General features: G+C 73.5%; 22 protein-coding genes. 8 read left to right on the top strand and 14 right to left on the bottom strand.

The window, feature by feature from the left end; translation table 11 throughout:
* Positions 1–40: 40 nt before the first annotated feature.
* The 4 genes from ABIQ69_RS16110 to ABIQ69_RS16125 form a co-directional block, all read right to left on the bottom strand.
* Positions 41–1,579: an MmgE/PrpD family protein gene (locus tag ABIQ69_RS16110; RefSeq protein WP_350348137.1), complete on the bottom strand. Its 1,539-nt coding sequence runs from the start codon at positions 1,577–1,579 to the stop codon at positions 41–43.
* Complete coding sequence (locus tag ABIQ69_RS16115) at positions 1,576–2,685, bottom strand: enoyl-CoA hydratase/isomerase family protein (RefSeq protein WP_350348138.1); 1,110 nt, start codon at positions 2,683–2,685, stop codon at positions 1,576–1,578. Before ABIQ69_RS16115 ends, ABIQ69_RS16110 begins: the two co-directional genes overlap by 4 nt.
* Positions 2,686–2,751: 66 nt before the next feature.
* Positions 2,752–3,447, bottom strand: a complete 696-nt coding sequence (locus ABIQ69_RS16120) for a GNAT family N-acetyltransferase (protein WP_350350040.1) — start codon at positions 3,445–3,447, stop codon at positions 2,752–2,754.
* Positions 3,447–3,941, bottom strand: coding sequence for a MarR family transcriptional regulator (locus ABIQ69_RS16125; protein WP_350348139.1), 495 nt, complete (start codon positions 3,939–3,941; stop codon positions 3,447–3,449). Before ABIQ69_RS16125 ends, ABIQ69_RS16120 begins: the two co-directional genes overlap by 1 nt.
* A 79-nt stretch (positions 3,942–4,020) precedes the next feature.
* Here ABIQ69_RS16125 and ABIQ69_RS16130 point away from each other — a divergent pair, with 79 nt between their 5' ends.
* Complete coding sequence (locus ABIQ69_RS16130; RefSeq protein ID WP_350348140.1) at positions 4,021–4,659, top strand: LysE family translocator; 639 nt, start codon at positions 4,021–4,023, stop codon at positions 4,657–4,659.
* Between the two features lie 54 nt (positions 4,660–4,713).
* On the opposite strand, the gene ABIQ69_RS16135 is transcribed toward ABIQ69_RS16130, so the two are convergent.
* Complete coding sequence (locus ABIQ69_RS16135) at positions 4,714–5,250, bottom strand: YbhB/YbcL family Raf kinase inhibitor-like protein (protein WP_350348141.1); 537 nt, start codon at positions 5,248–5,250, stop codon at positions 4,714–4,716.
* Positions 5,251–5,335: 85 nt separating this feature from the next.
* Here ABIQ69_RS16135 and ABIQ69_RS16140 point away from each other — a divergent pair, with 85 nt between their 5' ends.
* Positions 5,336–6,229, top strand: a complete 894-nt coding sequence (locus ABIQ69_RS16140; protein WP_350348142.1) for a rhodanese-related sulfurtransferase — start codon at positions 5,336–5,338, stop codon at positions 6,227–6,229.
* Positions 6,230–6,295: 66 nt separating this feature from the next.
* Here ABIQ69_RS16140 and ABIQ69_RS16145 read toward each other — a convergent pair whose 3' ends face one another.
* The gene (locus tag ABIQ69_RS16145; protein ID WP_350348143.1) at positions 6,296–7,696 is read right to left on the bottom strand and encodes an LssY C-terminal domain-containing protein; all 1,401 of its coding nucleotides are present in this window, start codon (positions 7,694–7,696) and stop codon (positions 6,296–6,298) included.
* A 36-nt stretch (positions 7,697–7,732) separates the two neighbouring features.
* Here ABIQ69_RS16145 and ABIQ69_RS16150 point away from each other — a divergent pair, with 36 nt between their 5' ends.
* The 5 genes from ABIQ69_RS16150 to ABIQ69_RS16170 all read left to right on the top strand — a co-directional run bounded on the left by ABIQ69_RS16150 (position 7,733) and on the right by ABIQ69_RS16170 (position 11,964).
* On the top strand, positions 7,733–8,530 hold the full coding sequence (locus ABIQ69_RS16150) for an isocitrate lyase/phosphoenolpyruvate mutase family protein (RefSeq protein ID WP_350348144.1): 798 nt from the start codon (positions 7,733–7,735) through the stop codon (positions 8,528–8,530).
* Positions 8,531–8,628: 98 nt separating this feature from the next.
* Complete coding sequence (locus ABIQ69_RS16155) at positions 8,629–9,576, top strand: ATP-binding cassette domain-containing protein (protein ID WP_350348145.1); 948 nt, start codon at positions 8,629–8,631, stop codon at positions 9,574–9,576.
* Between the two features lie 5 nt (positions 9,577–9,581).
* A complete protein-coding gene (locus ABIQ69_RS16160; protein ID WP_350350041.1) occupies positions 9,582–10,400 on the top strand; it encodes an ABC transporter permease in 819 nt (272 codons plus the stop codon).
* Positions 10,401–11,555: a winged helix DNA-binding domain-containing protein gene (locus tag ABIQ69_RS16165; RefSeq protein WP_350348146.1), complete on the top strand. Its 1,155-nt coding sequence runs from the start codon at positions 10,401–10,403 to the stop codon at positions 11,553–11,555.
* A gap of 28 nt (positions 11,556–11,583) precedes the next feature.
* Positions 11,584–11,964 carry a DUF1304 domain-containing protein gene (locus ABIQ69_RS16170; protein WP_350348147.1) on the top strand — a complete coding sequence of 127 codons (381 nt, stop codon included), beginning with the start codon at positions 11,584–11,586 and terminating at the stop codon, positions 11,962–11,964.
* Here the strand turns inward: ABIQ69_RS16170 and ABIQ69_RS16175 are convergent.
* From ABIQ69_RS16175 to hemQ, 7 genes are all read right to left on the bottom strand, one after another.
* Positions 11,961–12,341 (bottom strand): hypothetical protein, encoded by a 381-nt coding sequence (locus ABIQ69_RS16175; RefSeq protein ID WP_350348148.1) that lies wholly within the window; start codon positions 12,339–12,341, stop codon positions 11,961–11,963. The genes ABIQ69_RS16170 and ABIQ69_RS16175 overlap by 4 nt on opposite strands.
* A gap of 110 nt (positions 12,342–12,451) precedes the next feature.
* Positions 12,452–13,804 (bottom strand): glutamate-1-semialdehyde 2,1-aminomutase, encoded by a 1,353-nt coding sequence (gene hemL / locus ABIQ69_RS16180; RefSeq protein ID WP_350348149.1) that lies wholly within the window; start codon positions 13,802–13,804, stop codon positions 12,452–12,454.
* Positions 13,801–14,790 carry a porphobilinogen synthase gene (hemB, locus tag ABIQ69_RS16185; protein ID WP_350350042.1) on the bottom strand — a complete coding sequence of 330 codons (990 nt, stop codon included), beginning with the start codon at positions 14,788–14,790 and terminating at the stop codon, positions 13,801–13,803. The genes hemL and hemB overlap by 4 nt, the downstream gene beginning before the upstream one ends.
* A 61-nt stretch (positions 14,791–14,851) precedes the next feature.
* Entirely contained in the window at positions 14,852–15,649 is a 798-nt protein-coding gene (locus tag ABIQ69_RS16190) for a uroporphyrinogen-III synthase (RefSeq protein ID WP_350350043.1), read from the bottom strand.
* Between the two features lie 14 nt (positions 15,650–15,663).
* Positions 15,664–16,620, bottom strand: coding sequence for a hydroxymethylbilane synthase (gene hemC / locus ABIQ69_RS16195; RefSeq protein ID WP_350348150.1), 957 nt, complete (start codon positions 16,618–16,620; stop codon positions 15,664–15,666).
* Complete coding sequence (locus ABIQ69_RS16200) at positions 16,617–17,903, bottom strand: ferrochelatase (protein WP_350348151.1); 1,287 nt, start codon at positions 17,901–17,903, stop codon at positions 16,617–16,619. Before ABIQ69_RS16200 ends, hemC begins: the two co-directional genes overlap by 4 nt.
* A complete protein-coding gene (hemQ, locus tag ABIQ69_RS16205) occupies positions 17,903–18,640 on the bottom strand; it encodes a hydrogen peroxide-dependent heme synthase (protein ID WP_350348152.1) in 738 nt (245 codons plus the stop codon). The genes ABIQ69_RS16200 and hemQ overlap by 1 nt, the downstream gene beginning before the upstream one ends.
* 81 nt (positions 18,641–18,721) lie before the next feature.
* Between hemQ and ABIQ69_RS16210 the strand changes: the two genes are divergently transcribed.
* The gene (locus tag ABIQ69_RS16210) at positions 18,722–19,183 is read left to right on the top strand and encodes a pyrimidine dimer DNA glycosylase/endonuclease V (protein WP_350348153.1); all 462 of its coding nucleotides are present in this window, start codon (positions 18,722–18,724) and stop codon (positions 19,181–19,183) included.
* On the opposite strand, the gene ABIQ69_RS16215 is transcribed toward ABIQ69_RS16210, so the two are convergent.
* A complete protein-coding gene (locus tag ABIQ69_RS16215; protein WP_350348154.1) occupies positions 19,180–19,770 on the bottom strand; it encodes a MarR family transcriptional regulator in 591 nt (196 codons plus the stop codon). The two genes, ABIQ69_RS16210 and ABIQ69_RS16215, sit on opposite strands and share 4 nt — an antisense overlap.
* Positions 19,771–19,813: the final 43 nt, after the last annotated feature.

Here is a 19,813-nt window from a genome sequence, read left to right on the forward strand (position 1 = left end):
CCGAATCAGGGCGTCGGGAGAGGTGAGGGCGTGCCGGGCCTCAGAAGAGCCCGGTGGGGATGTCGACGCCGACGAGCGCGCCGGCCGCGGCGGTGAACGTGAGCGCGGAGAGCTCGTCGGGGCCGAGCTCCGGCAGGCGCTGCGCGACGTCGAGGAAGCGTTCGATCTCCTCGGGCTCGAGCACGGGGGCGGCGAGCGTGCGGAACTTCTGCACGTACTGCTCGCGCCCGAAGGGTCGAGCGCCGAGGGGGTGCGCGTCGGCGACCGCGATCTCCTCGACGATCTCGCCGCCGTCGGCGAGCGTGATGACCACGCGGCCGCCGAAGGCCTTCTCGTCCATGTCGAGCGAGTGATAGCGGCGCGTCCACTCGGGGTCTTCGACGGTGGTGACCTTCTTCCAGAGGTCGACCGTGTCGGGCCGGTGCGCGCGCTCGGGCGAGTACGACGTCTCGTGGTCCCAGGCGCCGTCCTGGAGGGCGACGGTGAAGATGTACGGGATGGAGTGGTCGAGCGTCTCGCGCGAGGCATCCGGGTCGTACTTCTGCGGGTCGTTGGCGCCCGAGCCGATGACGTAGTGGGTGTGGTGCGACGTGTGCAGCACGACCGAGGAGATGCGGGCCGGGTCGTCGAGGATGAGCGGATACTCGTCGTGCAGCTTCCGGGCGAGGTCGATCCAGGCCTGGGCCTGGTACTCGGCCGAGTGCTCCTTCGTGTAGGAGTCGAGGATGGCGCGCTTGGCCTCCCCGAGCTCGGGCAGCGGCACGTCGTAGGAGGCATCCGGGCCGCCGAGCAGCCACGCGATCACGCCGTCCTCGCCCTCGTAGATCGGCACCGGGCTGGTCTGGCCGCGCATCGCGCGGTCGACCGCTTCGACGGCCATCTTGCCGGCGAACGCCGGCGCGTGCGCCTTCCACGTGGAGATCTCGCCCTTGCGCGACTGCCGCGTCGCGGTGGTGGTGTGCAGCGCCTGGCCGATGGCCTGGAAGATGGTCTCCTGGTCGAGGCCGAGGAGCGTGCCGATGCCGGCCGCGGCCGACGGGCCGAGGTGAGCGACGTGGTCGATCTTGTGCTGGTGCAGCGAGATCGCCTTGGCGAGGTCGATCTGCAGCTCGTAGCCGGTGGCGATGCCGCGGACGACGTCGAGTCCGGTGAGGCCGCGGGCGGCCGCGACGTGCTGGGCGACGGCGACGATCGGCGGGATGTTGTCGCCGGGGTGCGAGTACTCCGCGGCGAGGAAGGTGTCGTGGAAGTCGAGCTCGCGGACGGCCACGCCGTTGGCCCACGCGGCCCACTCGGGCGAGGTGCGGCGGCCGGGGTCGACGCCGAACACGGTGGCCCCGTCGCCGCCGATCGAGACGGGGTGGGCGAGCGCCTGGCTGCGGGCCGAGACGACGGGACCGCGGGCGACGGATGCCGCGGCGACGGCGGCGTTGTCGATGACGCGGTTCACGACCATGTCGACGACGTCGTCGTCGAGCTCGACGGGATCGGTCGCCACCCCCGCCATCTGCCAGGCCAGCTGGCCCTCGCGGGTCAGGTGCTCGTCGCTCCGGTGCGTGCGCAGGTGATGGGTCTTCACCCCTCCACGGTAGGCCACACGGGGGCGAAGCGCTGCTCGGTGAGCACCTGCTCGGCCAGGTGCGGGGGCACGTCGCCGAGCTGGGGCGGGTTCCACCGCGGCTGGCGGTCCTTGTCGATGACCTGGGCGCGGATGCCCTCGCGCAGGTCGTGCTGCTCGATGAACCAGGTGACGGCGCGGAACTCCTGCTCGAGGGCATCCTCGAGTCGCGGCAGGGCGCGGGAGCGGCGCACGGCCTCGAGGGTGACGGCGAGGGCGGTCGGCGACAGGGTCTCGAGCTCGTCGGCCGCGGCGGCTGCTGCGGCGGGTGCGCCGGGGTCGAGCGGATGCTCCGGGAGCGAGGCATCCCCTCGACCGTCGGCGAAGGCGCGGAGCCTCGCGATGATCTCGCCGACGGTGGGCGCGGAGTAGCAGGCGTCGACCCAGTCGCGCGCGAGCGCGAGCGCCGACGGGCCGGGTGTCTCGTCGAAGAGCATCGCGATCTCGGACGGCGTGCCGGGGTCGGCGCGCTCGGCGAGGGCCTGCAGCAGGTGCGGCAACCGGTCGGAGGGCACGAGGAGGTCGGCGAAGCCGGCGTGGACGGCGTCGGCGGCGTCCATCGTGCGGGAGTTCAGGGCGAGGTGCACGCCGAGCTCGCCGGGCGCCTTGGCGAGCAGCCACGTGCCGCCCACGTCGGGGGTGAAGCCGATGCGGGTCTCGGGCATCGCGACGCGTGAGCGTTCCGTGACGATGCGGATCGAGGCGTGCCCCGCGAGGCCGATGCCGCCGCCCATGGTGATGCCGTCCATGAGGGCGACCACGGGCTTCGGGTAGCGGGCGATGGCGGCGTCGAGCCGGTACTCCGTGCGGAAGAACTCGTGCGCCGTCTCGTGCTCGCCCCTGGTGGCGTAGCCGTAGAGCTCGCGGATGTCGCCGCCGGCGCAGAACCCGCGTTCGCCGGCGCCGTCGAGGACGACGAGCCCGACCTCCGGGTCGCGCCGCCACTCCTCGAAGACGCCCGTGAGGGTCCGGATCATCTCGTAGCTCAGGGCGTTCAGCGCCTGGGGCCGGTCGAGCGTGACGTGGCCGACGCCGTCGGCCACCGTTGCGGAGATGTGCTCGCTCACGGATGCCACCGTATCGGCAACCCCGTCGGAGGAAGCTGGCGGCGGGCGGCAGGCCCGATGGCGCGCTCAGCCCGCCGGCTCGAGCGCGACGACCTCGACATCGGCGCGGTGGACGAACCCGAGCCGCTCGTACAGCGCGATCGCGGGCCGGTTGCCGGCGTAGGCGTGCAGGAACGGGGTGTCGCCCCGCGCGAGGATGCGGCGGGCGACCGCGGCCGAGAGTGCGGCGGCGAAGCCCTTGCCCCGGTGGTCGGGATGCGTGCACACGCCCGACACCTCGGTGTGGCCGGCCGGCTGCATGCGCTGGCCGGCCATGGCGACGAGCTCGCCGCTCGCCGGGTCGCGGATGCCGAGGAACCCGCCGAGCTCGGGGGTGCGCGCCTCGAACGGACCGGGTTCGGTGAGCCGGGCGAGCGCGACCATCTCCGCCGCGTCCGAGAGGCCCAGCTCGACGGGCTCGTGCTCGGGTGCGAGGTCGGGCACGTCGGCGAGCCGGTCGAGCACGAGCTGCACGCCGGGGGCGCGGAGCCGTTCGGCCACGCCGGGAACGGGCGGCACGGGCCCGCGCTGCAGCAGCACGCTTCGGCCGGTGCGGCGCACGAGGCCGGCGAGGAGGGCGAGGCTGTCGTCGTCGTCCGTTCCGACGGCGGCGAACGGCCCCACCTCGGGGTCGAACCGCAACGCTGCGCCGTCGCCGACGGCGAACCGGTGCTGGCGGCCGGAGAGGGCGCTCCACGCGGGACGGTCGAGGGGATGCCGCATCACGACCGCTCCCCCGCGAGTCGGGCCGCGCGCACGTCGACGCCGGCTTCGTCGAGGCGTCGTTCGAGTCCGGCGACCTCATCGAGGAACGGACCGGTGAGTCCGTCGCACGCCTGCCGGACGGCCTCGTCGATGTGCGGCCAGAGCTCTTCCCGGGCCCGGGCGACCAGCCGGACGCCGCTCGCGGTGAGGACGACGGTGCGCCTGCGGCGGTCGGCTCGGCCTTCGGTGACCTCGACGAGCCCACGCTCGGCGAGCACGCCGACGCTCCGGGTCACGCCGGGCTGGCTCACGCCGAGTTCGGCGGCGAGCTCGCCGACGGTGCGCCCGCCCGAGGTCTCGAGCGCCGCGAGCATGGGGAACCAGCCGGAGGGCACGTCGACCCCCTGGGCGCGGAGGAACCGGGTGGTCTCGCCCTGCAGTCGATCGCCCAGCCGCTTGAGCCTGGTGCCGAGCGTGAGGTGCCCGAGCGCCGCCACAAGGTCGTCGGTCATGTCGCCTCCCGTGTCGAATTGGATAACACGATATATAGCACGTTATCTGACTGCACGTCCGCGGGAGTACGATCACGGGATGGTCCCCGCCGAGAACCTGCTCGCCTTCTGCGCCGCCGCGATCGTGCTCATCGTGATCCCGGGTCCGAGCGTGCTGTTCACGATCGGCCGATCACTCGCGCTCGGCCGGCTCGGCGGGCTGCTGAGTGTGCTCGGCAACGCGCTCGGCGTCGTCCCGCTCGCGGCGGCGGTCGCCCTCGGCGTCGGCGCCCTGGTCGCCCAATCGGTCGTGCTGTTCACGGTGATCAAGCTCGCCGGTGCCGCATACCTCGTCTACCTCGGCGTGCAGGCCATCCGGCACCGCGGCGACGCAGCCGCCGCGGTCGCGGCCGGCGCCGCTCCCCGGTCGCCCGTCAGGCAGTTGCTCGAGGGCTTCGTCGTCGGCGTCACGAACCCGAAGACGATCGCGTTCTTCGTGGCCGTGCTGCCGCAGTTCGTCGACTTCCACGCGGGCTGGATCCCGATGCAGCTGTTCGAGCTCGGGCTGGTCTTCATCGCGCTCGCCCTCGTGTGCGACTCGATCTGGGCGCTCGCGGCGAGCGCGGCGCGAAACTGGTTCGCGACGTCGCCGCGCCGTGCTTCCGGAGTCGCCGCGACCGGCGGCGTCATGATGATCGGACTCGGCGGCGTGCTCGCCCTCTCCGGAAGCAAGCACTGACGCGGCAGCAAGCACTGACGCGGGCGCGCCCCGCGACCCTCAGTCCCGCGCTCGTCAGTCGCCCGACGCGGTGCCCGTGATGCCCGCGCGCCCGAGCGCGTGGAAGAAGGCGTGGAACCCGAGCTGTGCGGGCGTGGCGTCGCCATCGAGGTCGAGCCGCTCGACGTCGAGTGCGTGCACGACGAAGACGTACCGGTGCACGCCGGTGCGGGCGGGCGGCGTCGGTCCGGAATACTGCGCGAGCCGCGCCTCGTTTGGCAGTGCGAGCGCGCCGTGCGGCAGGCCCGCGCCGCCCGCGGCTCCGGCGTCGGCCGGCAGGGAGCTGACGTCGGCCGGGATGTTCGCGACCGCCCAGTGCCACCAGCCCGACGCGGTCGGAGCATCCGGATCGAAGCAGGTCACGGCGAACGACCTCGTCGCCTCGGGGAACCCGCCCCAGGCCAGCTGCGGCGACCGGTCCTCCCCGCCCGCGCTCGCGCCCCAGGCGACCCGAGGCAGCTCCTGCCCGTCGGTGAAGTCGGTGCTGGTCACGGCGAAGGGCTCGACCGGGCGCAGCGACTGCAGCTCCGCGTAGGGGTCGTACGAGAACATCGGCGTCCCTCCCGGCGGGTGCCGCACCCGCCACCGCCGCCAGCGTAACCCGAGCCGTTTCAGGATGCCCGCGTAAGATCGGCCGGTGCCGCTCGCGAAGATCCTGCTCTACTACGTGTTCACGCCGCTCGCCGACCCCCAGGCGATCCGCGTGTGGCAGCGGGATCTCGCCGAGTCGCTAGGCCTGCGCGGCCGCATCCTCATCTCCGAGCACGGCCTGAACGGCACGCTCGGCGGGGAGCTCGGCGCGCTCAAGCGATACGTGCGGAAGACGCGCGACTACCCGCCGTTCAGGCACATCGACTTCAAGTGGAGCGAGGGCACCGGGCTCGACGACGAGGGGCGCAGCGCCGACTTCCCGAAGCTCAGCGTGAAGGTGCGCGACGAGATCGTGAGCTTCGGCGCACCGGGCGAACTGCGCGTCGACGAGGGCGGCGTCGTGGGCGGCGGCGCCAGGCTCACGCCCGACGCGCTGCACGACCTCGTCGCCGAGCGCGGCGAGGAGGTCGTCTTCTTCGACGGACGCAACGCGCTCGAGGCATCCATCGGGCGCTTCCGCGACGCGATCGTGCCGCCCACCGACACGACCCGCGATTTCGTCGACCTGCTCGACGCGGGCGCGTACGACCACCTGAAGGGCCGGCCGGTCGTGACGTATTGCACCGGGGGCATCCGGTGCGAGGTGCTGTCGAGCCTCATGGCGAACCGCGGCTTCGGCGAGGTGTACCAGCTCGAGGGCGGCATCGTCCGCTACGGCGAGCGATTCGGCGACGACGGGCTGTGGGAAGGCTCGCTCTACGTGTTCGACGGGCGCGGCTCGGTCGACTTCTCCGACCATGCCGCCGTCATCGGCACGTGCGTCGCGTGCGGAGGGGCGACCAACCGCACGGCGAACTGCACGGATGCCTCCTGCCGCACGCAGCTCGTCGTCTGCGAGTCGTGCACCGCCGTGGCCTGCGGCGAGCACGTCGCGGCCTAGGCATCGGGCGGCCTGAGGCATCCGACGGCCCCGGGTCAGGCGCGCGTGTGCGCGGGACGGCCCAGCTCAGCGGCGCGGGCGCCGCGCATACGCGCGCGCCGAGCGGCTCGACAGCGCGAGCAGCACGAGGATGTCGACGGCGAGCGTGAGCAGGGTCGTGCGCACCGTGATCTCGATGTCGCCGACGAAGTAGTCGATCGCCGCGATGCTGATGCTCGCGACGGCGACCGCCATGACGGCGATGCGCGCCCAGTTGCTGCCCCGGAAGACCAGCCACGCGAACCCGAGCTCGACCGCGAGCACGAGCGAGCCGACCACGACCACGACGGTCAGCGCGGTGCCGGCGAGCGCGGTCCAGTCGTCGTCGCGGGGCGCCAGCCCGAAGTCGTTCTCGAGCACCCGGTTCCAGTCGAACGCGAGCGCGAGCATCCACACGACGCCGAGCAGCACGCGCACGACGATGAGGGCGGCGCCGAGGACCGTCTGCACCGGGCGTCGCATGGCGACCGGGGCCGCCTCGCGCTCCGCGAGCCGCACCGGCGACTCGAACGCGGGGCGCTTGCCCGCGACCTCGCCCCAGCTGTCGGGCCCCGGCTTCGACTGGTCGGCGACGGGCCGCGGTTCGACGACGCGGGCCACGTCGACGACCGGGAGGTCGCCGTCGGTGCGGATGGTGTCGCCGCCGCCGTTGCGCGAGTGGTAGCCGGTCGAGAAGTCGCGGACGACGTCGACGCGCACGGATGCCTCCGCCCCGATGAGCGTCCGCACGATGTGGTCGCGCTCGACGTCGATGTCGGCGTCGATCTTGTGCGTGATCTGCAGCGTGAACAGCGAGAAGCCGACGGCGCGATCGAAGGTGCCGGCGGCGAGCCAGTCGACGCGGCGGCCGCCGGGCAGGAGCCATCCGTCGGGGGTCCGCCAGAACCGCACGTGGTGACGTCTCGCGGGGTTGCCCTCGACCTCCTGCTGGTACGCGAAGTCCTGCGTGCGGCCGAAGAGGAACAGCGGGCTCACGGGCGCTTCGTCGTAGCTGCGCCGCGACAGCGTCGAGGCGATGATGCGCCAGCTCGACGCGAGCGTGATGTCGTCGGCGCGGGTCCAGCCGGCCGACTCCATGGCGGCGTGCAGATCCTCCTCGTCGCCCAGGAAGGCGAGGTTGACGGGGTCGCCGAGCAGGCCGTCGCTCGTGCGGGCGCGGCCGATGAAGTAGTCGGGCACGTAGATCGTCGTGAGGATTCGGTGCAGTCTCGGCAGCACGAGGTAGGCGAGCACGAGCCAGAACGCCAGGAAGAAGAGGATGCCGAACCAGCCGAACTCGAACGACTCGCTGAGGATGAGCCAGGCGAGCCACACCGCCGCCACCCCGGCGTAGACGAACACGAACCCGTCGAGGAGCGCGTTCAGGGAGAGGCGGCGCGCGAGCGGGCTCGGCGATCCGCCGGGGGTCTCGGGCCGCGCGCCGCTCATGCGTGCATGCTATCGATCGGCCGTAGGCTCGACCCCATGACGACCGCCGCCCCCGCTCCCTCCGGCACCGCCGACCGCGCCGCCGAGCTCCGCCGACTGCACGAGGCCCCCGCGCTGCTGCAGGTGGTGAACGTGTGGGATGTCGCGAGCGCGAAGGTCGTCGCGGGCGTCCCGGGCACGACCGCGCTCGCGACCGCGAGCCACTCGATCGCGGCCACGTTCGGCTATCCCGACGGCGAGCAGATCCCGGTCGACCTGATGCTCGAGATGGCGGGCCGCATCGCCGCCGCGGTCGATCTTCCCGTCAGCGCCGACCTCGAGGCCGGGTACGGCGACGCGGGCGAGACGATCCGGAAGGCGATCGGGCGGGGCATCGCGGGCGCGAACCTCGAAGACCAGCTGAAGCCGCTCGGCGACTCCGTCGCGGCCGTGCGGGCCGCCGTCGCCGCGGCCGACGCCGAGGGAGTGCCGTTCGCGCTCAACGCCCGAACGGACGCGTTCCTCCGCGGAGGCGACCGGCCCCTCGCCGACTCGGTGGCCGACGCGATCGAGCGCGGCCGGGCGTTCCTCGACGCGGGCGCCACGTGCGTGTTCGTTCCGGGCAACTTCGGCGAGGATGTCATCGCCGACCTCGTCGCCGGCATCGGGGAGCGCCGCGTCAGCGTCATCGGGCTGCCGTCGGTGCCCGCGCCGGCCCGGCTCGAGGAGCTCGGCGTCGCCCGCGTCTCCTACGGACCGCTCACGCAGCGGGTCGCCCTCGGCGCGCTCGAGGATCTCGCGACCGCGCTGATCGCCGGCGGCGTGCTGCCGAGCGGCATCCGCCCGTTGAACTGACCCCGCGCTAGTCTGACTCCTGGCGGCATGGGCCGCCGGGGTCGTGCGGGGGCGCGACCCGACGCGGCACCGGTTCGCCCCCGGCGTGAGGAGCGGGCATGGCGGGCGGCATTCCCATCGAGGTCAGCGGGCTGACCAAGCGGTTCGGCCCGGTGACGGCGGTCGAGGATCTGAGCTTCACGGTGCAGCCGGGCCGGGTGACGGGCTTCCTCGGCCCGAACGGCGCCGGCAAGACGACGACGCTCCGGGTGCTGCTCGGGCTCGAACGCCCCACCGGGGGCTCGGCGACGTTCGACGGCACCGCGTACGCGGCGCTCGAGCGTCCGCTCGAGACGGTCGGCGCGGCGCTGGAGGCCGACTTCCATCCCGGGCGGACGGCGAAGAACCACCTCGCCGTGTACGCGACGGCGGCCGGCATCCCGCGGGCCCGCGTCGCGCAGGTGCTCGACCAGGTCGGCATCGCCGAGTTCGCCGACCGGCGGGTCGGCGGCTTCTCGCTCGGCATGCGGCAGCGCCTCTCGCTCGCCTACACGCTGCTGGGCGATCCCGGCGTGCTCGTGCTCGACGAGCCGATCAACGGGCTCGATCCCGAGGGCATCAAATGGATCCGCGTGTTCCTGCGCACTCTCGCGGCGGAAGGCCGGACGGTGCTGGTGAGTTCGCACCTGCTGAGCGAGGTGCAGCAGTCGGTGGACGACGTCGTGATCATCGCCAAGGGCCGGCTGGTGAAGACGGGCACGCTCACGAGCCTCGAGCTCGACGCGGCGCCGCGCACCGTGGTCGACTCGCCCGACCGGGCCGCGCTGCGGGCGGCGCTCGAGGCCGCCGGGCTGAGCGCGTCCGAGGGTCGGCAGGGCTTCATCGTCGACGAGCCCGATCCGGGCAGGGTCGGGCATGCGGCGTTCGTCGGCGGCGTGGAGGTGAGCAGCCTGCACCGGCTGAAATCCGGCCTCGAGGACTCGTTCCTGTCGCTGGTGGAGGGCGCCTCCGACGCCGGCACCGCCGCGCCGCATCCCGGCACGACCGGCGAAGGGGGCGACCGGTGAGGCTCATGCGCGCCCTCGCGGCGGAGTTCCAGAAGGTGCTCACCACCCGGATGTGGTGGCTGCTCGCCATCCTCCTCGCGGTCTACGTCGCGTTCATGGCGGGCGGCCTCGGCGCGCTGTTCAGCTGGCTCTCGGCCAACCCGGGCGAGGCCGCGGAGACGGGCGGCGCCCCGCTCCCCCGCGGCTTGGAACTCGCGCCGCTGCTGTACAGCTTCGCCTCGACGATCGGGTACGTCTTCCCGCTCCTGCTCGGCGCCCTCGCCGTCACCGGCGAGTTCCGGCACAAGACGCTCACGCCGACCTTCCTCGCGGAGCCGCACCGCTCGGTCGTGCTCTCGGCGAAATTCCTCTCGCAGCTCGTGGTCGGCGCCTTGCTCGGCGCACTCGCCTACGCGGTGTCGGTCGGCTCGGGCGCGGCGGCCCTCGCGGGATTCGGACTCGAGACCGGGCTCGACTCGAGCGACACCTGGGCCGTCATCGGTCGCGGTGTCCTCGCGATGGCGCTCTGGGGCGGCATCGGCGTCGGACTCGGCGTGCTCATCCCGAACCAGGTCGCGGCGGTCGTCATCGTCATCGCGTTCACCCAGTTCCTCGAGCCGATCCTGCGGTTCGCGGCATCGCTCAACGAGGTCACGGCGAGCATCGGCAGGTTCCTGCCCGGCGCGGCGAGCGACGCCCTGGTCGGGGCATCCTTCTACAGCGTCGCCTCGTTCGGCGGCGTCGAACTGCTGGAGTGGTGGCAGGGCGGGCTCGTGCTCGCGGGGCTCGCGGTGCTGCTCACGATCATCGGCGGGGCGACGACCTGGCGGCGGGACGTCTCGTAGATGGATGCCGCCGAGCTGCGCTCGCGACGGCTGTTCGCGCAGGGGCTCCGCGGCGAGGCCGATCCCGCCGCACCCGTCGGCACCGCGGCGGAGGTCGTGCGCCGCTCGCTCGCGGTGCAGGCGCAGGAGTACCTGCCCGCCCAGTGGGGTCTCGCCCAGCGGATCGCGCCCGCCGCGCGCCCGGATGCGGCGGCGGTGGCGGGCGCGATCGATGGCGGTGAGATCCTGCGCACGCATGTGCTCCGTCCGACGTGGCACTTCCTGCACCGCGACGACGCCAGGTGGGTGATCGGCCTCTCGGCCGAGCGCGTGCACCGGGCGAACGGCACGATGTACCGGCAGACCGGGGTCGCGGCCGACACGGCGGCGCGCTGCCTCGACGTGCTCGCGGCAGCCGTCGCGGGCGGCCGCCACCGCACCCGGGGCGAGCTCGCGGAGGAGCTCGCCGCCGCGGACCTGCCGTCGACGAGCGTCGGGCTCGCATACGCGATCATGCACGCGGAGCTCGAGCGCGTGCTCATCTCCGGCGCAGGGCGGGGCGCGCAGCGCACGTACGCGGCCTTCGACGAGCGCGTGCCGCCGGCTCCGGACCGGCCGCGGGGCGAGGCGCTCGCGGAGCTCGCGGAACGGTTCCTCCTCACCCGCGGGCCGGCTTCGGCGAAGGACCTCTCGACGTGGTCGGGTTTCACGCTGAACGACAGCCGGGCGGCGCTCTTGGAGGCCGCCGAGCGCACCGGAGGGCGCATCGAACGGGTCGCGGGCGAGGACGACCTGTGGCTCGACCAGGCGGTGGCCGCGGCCTGGAGTGCGCGGCCGGCCGAGCGCGCCCGCGCAGACGACGACGCGAGCATCGTCGACCTGGTGCAGGCCTACGACGAGGTCATCATGGGGTACGCGGCACCGCGGAGCTTCCTGCAACCGCCGGGGCGAGCGCCCGTCATGTCCGAGTTCCCGCTGCACGCGATGCTCGCGGGCGGGGTGATGGCCGGTCGATGGGCGCCCGCCGTCCGCGGCCGTCGCGCGACGGTGCGAATCGTCCCATGGCGTCGGATGACCCGGGCCGAGCTCCGCTCACGCGACGCCCGCATCGCCGAGGTCGAGGCGTTCCTCGGCCGCCCCGTCGATCTCGAGGTCGAGCCGGTCGCGCCGGCCTGACCGGGCGGGCGGCGCGTACGATCGGCGCATGGCCGTCATCGCGAGCATCCTCGTCGCCCTCGCCGCCCTGCTGCACGGGGCCATCTTCCTCATGGAGAGCGTGTGGTGGACCCGCCCGTCGACCTGGAAGCGGTTCGGTGTCGCCGACCAGGCGCAGGCCGACACGACCCGCCCGATGGCCTACAACCAGGGGTTCTACAACCTGTTCCTCGGCATCGGCGCGGCGATCGGGCTCGTGCTCTTCTGGTCCGGCGCCGAGGAGGCGGGCACCGCGCTCGTGCTCTTCACCACCGCGTGCATGGCGCTCGCCGCCGCCGTGCTGACGACGACGGGCCGCGGCTACTGGCGCCCCGCCCTCGTGCAGGGCGTGCTCCCGCTCGCGGGCTTCGTGCTCTTCCTCTTCGCCTAGTCGGCGACCGGCTCGGCCGACGCCTCGGCGGCCGCCACCTTCAGCCGGTCGATGAGCTCGGCCGCGTGGTTGGTCGAGATGATGAGCCGGGCGTACTCGCCGCCGGCGAGTTCGAGCACCACGGCCTGCCGCTTGCCCTTGACGATGACGAAGTCGCTGCCGCCGTGGTACTTCCAGAGGCCGACGGCGACGACGAGCGGGATCTCGGTGCCGCGGCGACGGATGCCCCGGATCCAGATCCACGGATCGTCGGTGATGGTCGCCGAGCGGATGTCTTCACGCTGGATGACGAGGTCATCGCCTCGGAACGCGAGCGACTTCTCGGTCGGGGTGAGTTGCACCTCGATCCGGTCGGAGTGGACACGCAGCTTGGCCATGTCCCCATCCTGCCCCATGACCGTGCGACGACCACGCCGCCCGCATCACGGTTTCAGGACATCGCCAGGCGCCGAGCCGGGCGACCCTCGCTCCGGCCGGCGACCGCGGCTCAGGCCGGGGCGACCGCGGCCGCGGCGGCGCGGGCCGCCTCCGGCAGCGCATCGACGATGCGCGACACGGCATCGTCGTCGTGCGCGGCCGTGACGAACCACGCCTCGTACACGCTCGGCGGCAGCGAGACACCCGCGTCGAGCATGGCGTGGAAGAACGGCGCGTAGCGCCAGCCCTCCTGCCGCTGCACGCCCGCGTAGTCGACCACGCCGGATGCCACGTCCTCGCCGAACGCGAAGCTGAAGAGGTTGCCCGCGCGCTGCACCGCGTGCGCGACGCCCTCCGCCGCGAGTGCGGCCGAGACGGCGTCGGCGAGGGTCGCCGCCGTGCGGTCGAGCGCGTCGTAGACGGAGGCATCCGCCGCTCGCAGCGTCGCGATGCCCGCCGCGACGGCGACCGGGTTCCCGGAGAGGGTGCCCGCCTGGTACACGGGGCCGACCGGCGCGAGGAAGTCGAGGAGGTCGGCCCGGCCGCCGAGCGCCGCGACCGGCATGCCGCCGCCGATGACCTTGCCGAACGTCAGCAGGTCGGGCGTGTAGGCGGATGCCTCGTCGCGGGCCTCGAGGCCCCACCAGCCGGCCGACGAGACGCGGAAGCCCGTGAGCACCTCGTCGCTGATGACGAGCGAGCCGTTCGCGTGGGCCAGCTCGACCAGCGCCCGGTTGAAGCCCGGCTTCGGCGGCACGACGCCCATGTTGGCTGCGGCGGCCTCCACGATGACGGCGGCGATGCGGTCGCCATGCTCCGCGAAGGCGGCGCGGAGCGCGTCGAGATCGTTGTACGGCAGGACGAGCGTGAGCGCCGCGATGTCGGCCGGCACGCCGGCGGACCCGGGCAGGGCGAACGTCGCGAGCCCCGAACCGGCCTCGGCGAGGAGCCCGTCGGAATGGCCGTGGTAGTGGCCGGCGAACTTCACGAGCAGGTCGCGTCCGGTGACTCCGCGAGCCAGGCGGATCGCGCTCATCGTCGCCTCGGTGCCGGTCGAGACCAGCCGCAGCTTCTCCACCGGCGCGACGCGCTGTTCGACGAGCTCGGCGAGCTCGGTCTCCGCCGGGGTCGACGAGCCGAACGAGAGGCCGCGCGCCGCGGCATCCTGCACCGCCTCGACGACGCGGGGGTCGGCGTGACCGAGGATCGCGGGACCCCAGCCCGCGACGAGGTCGACGTACTCGCGGCCTTCGGCGTCGGTCACATAGGGTCCGCGCGCCGACACCAGGAAGCGCGGCGTGCCGCCCACGGAGCGGAACGCCCGCACCGGGGAGTTCACGCCGCCGGGGATGGCGGCCTGCGCCCTGGCGAAGAGCTCGTCGTTCCTACGCACGCCCTCGGCGCGCTCCTCACCGGCGGTCATTCGGCCTCCCCCTCGCGGATCCACCCGGCGAGCTCGGTCGCCCAGTAGGTGAGCACGGCGTCGGCTCCCGCGCGACGGATGCCTCGCACCGACTCGATCACCGCCCGCTTGCGGTCGATCCAGCCGTGCGCCGCGGCCGCCTCGATCATCGCGTACTCGCCCGACACCTGGTAGGCCCACACCGGCACCTCGGATGCCGCAGCGACGTCGGCCAGCACGTCGAGGTAGCTGCCCGCGGGCTTCACCATGACGATGTCGGCGCCCTCCTCGATGTCGAGCATCGCCTCGCGGAGGCCCTCGCGACGGTTGCCCGGGTCGAGCTGGTAGGTGCGCCGGTCGCCCTCGAGGGTCGACTCGACGGCGTCTCGGAACGGGCCGTAGAAGGCGCTCGCGTACTTCGCCGAGTAGGCGAGGATCGCCGTGCCGCTGAACCCGTCTCGGTCGAGGGCGTCGCGCACGGCGGCGACCTGGCCGTCCATCATGCCCGACAGGCCGAGCAGCTCGGAGCCCGCGCGCGCCTGCTCGAGCGCCATCGCCACGTAGCGCTCGAGCGTCGCGTCGTTGTCGACCCGGCCCTCGTCGTCGAGCACGCCGCAGTGGCCGTGATCGGTGAACTCGTCGAGGCAGAGGTCGGTCTGCACCACCAGCGCACCCGCCGCGGCCTCACGCGCCACGCGCGTCGCCACGTTCAGGATGCCGTCGGGGTCGGTCGCCCCCGAGCCGCGCGCGTCGCGCATCTCGGGCACGCCGAAGAGCATCACGCCGCCGACCCCTGCGGCCGCCGCCTCGGCGATCGCGTCGGGCAGGCTCTCGAGGGAGTGCTGCACGACGCCCGGCATCGAGGAGATCGGCAGCGGCGCGGACACGCCCTCGCGGACGAAGAGCGGCAGCACGAGGTCGGCGGCGTGCAACCGGGTCTCGGAGACGAGACGACGCATCGCGGCGGTCTCGCGCAGACGGCGGGGGCGGACACGGGGCGCGGGAATCACCCGACCAGCCTACGTCGCGGCAGCTGAGCGGGCGCCGGGCGCCGGGGCGTCTGCCGGGTCAGGCGCTCGCGAGTGCGGCATGCACGACGGCGTCGATGAGCGACTCGGCGCTCCGCTCCTCGGCGACGACGTCGACGCGGAGGCCGACCTTCGCGGCATCCTTCTGGGTCTGCGGGCCGATGGCGGCGACGAGGGTCGTCTCGGGGATCGGCCCGAGCTGCTCCTGCACCTGCTCGGCGACGCTGCCCGAGGTCACGAGCACGGCGTGCACGTTGCCGGCGCGGACATCGTCGACGACCTTCTGCGCCACCGGCACCCCGACGGTGCGGTACGCCACGACGGCCTCGACGTGGTGGCCGATGCGGGCGAGGCCCACGGAGAGCACCTGCTTGGCGATCGCGGACCGGAGGGCGAGGACGCGCAGGCCCTTCTGCCCCTCGGTCGCGGCCTCCCACTCCTCCAGCAGGCCTCGCGCGGAGTTCTCCTCGCTCGGCACGATGTCGGCACGGTACCCGGCGGCCACGAGGGCGGCGGCGGTCGTCTCACCGACCGCGGCGACCTTCGTCGTCGACGGGATCACCGCGTTGTAGGAGGAGAGCACGTCCACGGTGGTGGCGCTGGTCACCGTGACCCAGTCGAACGCGCCCTCCGCGAGGCGGCGGAGCGCCGCCTCGAGCGCCGGCTGGTCGTCGGTCGGCGCGAAGTTGATCATCGGGGCGATGATGGGCGAGGCGCCGCGCGCCCGCAGGCTCGCCGCGACGCTGTCGCCCCAGGGACCGCCACGCGGCACGAGGACGCGCCAGCCCTGCAGCGGTTTGCCCTCGGCGCCGGACGGCAGCCTGATGGCGCCCGTCATCGGTTCGTAGTCGGTCACCGGGTCTCCTCGGGTGGTGCGAGTTCGGCGGCGCCGTTGCCGAGGAGTTCCGCGACGGCGCGAGACGCGACGTCGCGTGCCGCTTCCGCCAGATCGGCGGCCGAGCGGCTGTCGGGGGTCGCGGCGTGCGAGCTGGTCAGCTGCCGCGTTCCGTCGGCACTGTACACCGTCGCCGTCAGGAACAGAAGTTCGTCCTCGAGGAAGGCGGTCGCCGCGACCGGAGCCGAGCAGCCGGCCTCGAGCCCCGCGAGCACGAGGCGCTCGGCGAGCACCGCGGCCCGGGTGGAGCGGTGGTCGACCGACTCGAGCGCCTGCTCGAGCACGCGGTCTCCCCGTTCACGGCGGACCTCGACGGCGAGCGCGCCCTGGCCCGGTGCGGTCGGCCAGTCGGCGAGGTCGAGCAGCTCGGTCGCGGCCTCGAGCCGGCCGAGGCGGCCGAGCCCGGCGGCCGCGAGCAGGACCGCGTCGAGCTCGCCGCTCTCGACCTTGCCGAGCCGGGTGTCGACGTTGCCGCGCAGGTCGACGACCTCGACGTCGGGCCGCGCGGCGCGCAGCTGCGCGATGCGCCGCGGCGATCCGGTGCCGACCCGCGCGCCCTCGGGCAGCGTCTCGAGCGTCAGGCCGTCGCGGGCGCACAGGGCGTCGCGGGCGTCGGCGCGCTTCGGGACGGCGCCGAGCCGCAGGCCCTCGTGCTCGGAGGTCGGCAGGTCTTTCAGGGAGTGCACGACGAGGTCGCAGTCGCCGGCGAGCAGCGATTCGCGGAGCGCTGCGGCGAAGACGCCCTCGCCGCCGATCTGGCTGAGCGACGCCCGGGACGTGTCGCCGTGGGTGGTCACCTGCACGAGCTCGATCTCGGCGCCGCCCGCGGCCTTGGCGATGCGCTCGGCGATCCACGACGTCTGCGCCACCGCGAGGGCGCTGCCCCGGGTGCCGACTCGGATGACCTGGCTCACGGCGCGATCCCCGCGAGGGCCGGGCGGAAGCCGAGCCGCACGTTCTCGCAGCATCCCGGGCGGCACACGTCGTACCAGGGGCCGAGCTCGGTCATCGCCGGCCGTTCCTCGGTCGGGGTGCCGTTCACGCGCTCGAGCACGAGATCGACGAGGCCGGCGACGTAGGCCGGGTGGGTGCCGGGCGTCGGCACGCGGACGGCCGCGAGCCCCTGCTCCTCGGCGGTCTCGAGCGCCTCGTTGTCGAGGTCCCAGAGGACCTCCATGTGGTCGCTCACGAAGCCCAGGGGCACGATCACGACGGCCTTGCGGCCCGCGGCGGGCAGCAGCTCGATGGCGTCGTTGATGTCGGGCTCGAGCCACGGCATCGACGGGGGCCCCGACCGCGACTGGTAGACGAGCTGCCACGGCACGTCGCCGGCGCCGGCTTCGCGCATGACGACCTCGGCGACCGCGGTGTGCTGGGCCGCGTAGGCGCCGCCCTCGCCGAACCCGCGCTCGGCCGGCCCCGACTTGGCGGCGTCGGTCGACGGGATCGAATGCGTGGCGAACAGCACCTCGACCTCGGTCGTGCGGTCGAGGCCCGGCAGCTTCGCCTCGAGCTCGGCGAGGCCGTCGCGCACGCCCTCGATGAAGGGCTGCACGAAGCCGGGGTGGTCGAAGAACTGGCGCACCTTGTCGATCTGCACCGCACCGTCGCCCTCGGCGAGGCCGGTGTCGGCGAGCGCGTCGGCGAAGTCCTCGCGGTACTGCCGGCAGCTGGAGTACGAGCTGTAGGCGCTCGTCGCGATCGCGATGAGCTTCGTGTAGCCCGCGGCCTTCGCCTCGGCGAGCGCGTCGTTGAGGTACGGGTCCCAGTTGCGGTTGCCCCAGAGCACCGGCAGGTCGACGCCGCGGCGCGCGAGCTCGGCCTCGAGCGCGGCCTTCAGGTCGCGGTTCTGCTGGTTGATGGGGCTGATGCCGCCGAAGTGCCGGTAGTGGTGGGCGACCTCTTCGAGCCGCTCGTCGGGGATCCCGCGTCCGCTCGTGACGTTGCGGAGGAAGGGGATGACCTCGTCCTGGCCCTCTGGGCCGCCGAAGCCCGCGAGGAGGATCGCGTCGTAGGCGACGGGCTCGGTGACGTGCTCGGGGCCCGACTGGGCCGCCGGGGTGGCGCCAGGCACGACGGCGCCGGGTGCGTACGGCGCCGACGCGGCGGGAGCGGGCTTGCGACCGCGCTGCGCGTGCGCGGCCTCGGCGCGCTCGGGCGAGTCGGCGCCGGTGGACCCGAGGTTGGCCGCGACCATTACTGCAGCACCTCCACGAGCTCCGCCGTCGTGATGCGCCGGCCGGTGAAGAACGGGACCTCCTCGCGCACGTGCAGACGCGCATCGGTCGCGCGGAGCTCGCGCATGAGGTCGACGAGCTCGGTGAGGTCGTCGGCCTCGAGCGGCAGCAGCCACTCGTAGTCGCCGAGGGCGAAGGCGGCGACGGTGTTCGCGATGACCCCGCGGAACGCGGCCCCCTTGCGGCCGTGCTCGGCGAGCATGCGGCTCCGCTCGGCCGGGGAGATGAGGTACCAGTCGTACGACCGGTTGAAGGGGTAGACGGTCAGCCACGCCTTCGGCTCGATGCCGCGGAGGAAGCCGGGCACGTGCGACTTGTTGAACTCGGCGTCGCGGTGCACGCCCATCGCGTTCCAGGTGGGCAGGAGCGCCCGGAAGAGCCGGGTGCGGCGGAGCTCGCGCAGCGCCCACTGCAGGCCTTCGGGGGTCGCGCCGTGCAGCCACAGCATCACGTCGGCGTCGGCACGGAGGCCGGACACGTCGTAGATGCCGCGCACGACGACGCCCTCGTTCTCGATGAGCGAGACGGTGCCGTCGAGCTCGTCGACGAAGCGCGGCACGTCGCGCCCGTCGAGGTCGTCGGGACGCGCGGGATCGCGGCGGAGCACGGCGAAGAGCGTGTAGCCCTCGGGCGACTGCTTGGGTTCGGATTCGGAACGGAACGCGTCGGCTGCCGCCTCGGCAGCGGGGGAAGACATGCCTCCAGTCTCTCTCTTTCGACGTGATCGGCCAAAAGGAGCGGATGCCTCCGCCGGCGGCCGGGCTTAGGCTCGGGCGTCGTGAGGATCTGGTCGCTGCATCCCCGGTACCTCGACCGGCAGGGGCTCACCGCGTGCTGGCGGGAGACGCTGCTCGCGCAGGCGGTGCTCGCGGGGACGACGCGCGGGTACACGAGGCATCCGCAGCTCGAGCGGTTCCGCGCCGCGCCCGATCCGCTCGCGGCGGTGGCCGCCTACCTGGCCGGAGTGGCGGACGAGGCCGACGCGCGCGGGTACCGGTTCGACCGGTCGCGGATCCGGCCGGTGCCCGCGCCCGCGGCAGGGGTGCCGACCATGGCCGCGCCTTCGATCGCCGTGACCGAGGGGCAGCTCCAGCTCGAGTGGGCGCACCTGCGGGCGAAGCTCGCGAGACGGAGCCCCGAGGTCGCCGATCGTTGGCGCCTCGTGGAGGTGCCGGAGACGCATCCGCTCTTCGTACCGGTGCCCGGCCCGGTCGAGCCGTGGGAGCGTGCGACGGGTTAGCCGAGCGCGGGTTCCACCCCGTCGGGCTCGTCCGACGGATCGTCGTCGCCGGTCGCGGCGAGCGCGTCGAGGAAGCGCACGACCACCTCGCGCTCCTCGGGGGTGAGTGCCGCCGCCACGGCGAACCGGCGCGCGTGCTGGCGGCCGACGGTTTCGCGCGCATCGCGGCGGGTGTGCTCGGTGACGGTGATCGCGAGCGCGCGGCGGTCGGTGGGATGCGCGGCGCGGGCCACGTGCCCGCCGCGTTCGAGCCGGTCGAGCAGCTTGGTCGTCGCGGCGCTGGAGATGCCGAGGTACTCGGCGAGCGCGCCCGGCGTCGCGATGCGGCCCTGGTTGCGGGCGGCCACGAGGAAGCGGATGGCCCGCATGTCGGTGTGGTTGAGCTTCATGTAGCGCTCGGAGGCGGCGCTCATGCGGGCGGCCGCCTCGTGCCAGCGCCGCAGGCTCTCCATCACCCGGACGACCTGGTCGACATCGGCGTCGCTGAGGCCGTCGCGGTCGATGAGGCTGCCGTCGCGGTCGCTGACCCGGGGGTCGTGCAGGTGGTCGGCGATCGAGCCGGCGGGGGGCTCGGGCGCATCAACCATACGTTTGATTCTAGCCGAGATGGTGTATTTCTAGCCCGGTTAG

The sequence above is a fragment of the Agromyces sp. G08B096 genome, from assembly GCF_040267705.1.
Lineage (GTDB): Bacteria > Actinomycetota > Actinomycetes > Actinomycetales > Microbacteriaceae > Agromyces.

Bases quoted from the DNA above. Each gene is read 5' to 3' on its own strand.
- ABIQ69_RS16135 (WP_350348141.1), bottom strand. From the start codon at position 5,250: ATGTTCTCGTACGACCCCTACGCGGAGCTGCAGTCGCTGCGCCCGGTC.
- ABIQ69_RS16120 (WP_350350040.1), bottom strand. From the start codon at position 3,447: ATGCGGCATCCCCTCGACCGTCCCGCGTGGAGCGCCCTCTCCGGCCGC.
- hemQ (WP_350348152.1), bottom strand. From the start codon at position 18,640: ATGTCTTCCCCCGCTGCCGAGGCGGCAGCCGACGCGTTCCGTTCCGAA.
- ABIQ69_RS16160 (WP_350350041.1), top strand. From the start codon at position 9,582: ATGCGCGCCCTCGCGGCGGAGTTCCAGAAGGTGCTCACCACCCGGATG.
- ABIQ69_RS16170 (WP_350348147.1), top strand. From the start codon at position 11,584: ATGGCCGTCATCGCGAGCATCCTCGTCGCCCTCGCCGCCCTGCTGCAC.
- ABIQ69_RS16215 (WP_350348154.1), bottom strand. From the start codon at position 19,770: ATGGTTGATGCGCCCGAGCCCCCCGCCGGCTCGATCGCCGACCACCTG.
- ABIQ69_RS16150 (WP_350348144.1), top strand. From the start codon at position 7,733: ATGACGACCGCCGCCCCCGCTCCCTCCGGCACCGCCGACCGCGCCGCC.
- ABIQ69_RS16175 (WP_350348148.1), bottom strand. From the start codon at position 12,341: ATGGCCAAGCTGCGTGTCCACTCCGACCGGATCGAGGTGCAACTCACC.
- ABIQ69_RS16125 (WP_350348139.1), bottom strand. From the start codon at position 3,941: ATGACCGACGACCTTGTGGCGGCGCTCGGGCACCTCACGCTCGGCACC.
- ABIQ69_RS16200 (WP_350348151.1), bottom strand. From the start codon at position 17,903: ATGGTCGCGGCCAACCTCGGGTCCACCGGCGCCGACTCGCCCGAGCGC.
- ABIQ69_RS16130 (WP_350348140.1), top strand. From the start codon at position 4,021: ATGGTCCCCGCCGAGAACCTGCTCGCCTTCTGCGCCGCCGCGATCGTG.
- hemL (WP_350348149.1), bottom strand. From the start codon at position 13,804: ATGACCGCCGGTGAGGAGCGCGCCGAGGGCGTGCGTAGGAACGACGAG.
- ABIQ69_RS16145 (WP_350348143.1), bottom strand. From the start codon at position 7,696: ATGAGCGGCGCGCGGCCCGAGACCCCCGGCGGATCGCCGAGCCCGCTC.
- ABIQ69_RS16165 (WP_350348146.1), top strand. From the start codon at position 10,401: ATGGATGCCGCCGAGCTGCGCTCGCGACGGCTGTTCGCGCAGGGGCTC.
- ABIQ69_RS16190 (WP_350350043.1), bottom strand. From the start codon at position 15,649: ATGACGGGCGCCATCAGGCTGCCGTCCGGCGCCGAGGGCAAACCGCTG.
- ABIQ69_RS16155 (WP_350348145.1), top strand. From the start codon at position 8,629: ATGGCGGGCGGCATTCCCATCGAGGTCAGCGGGCTGACCAAGCGGTTC.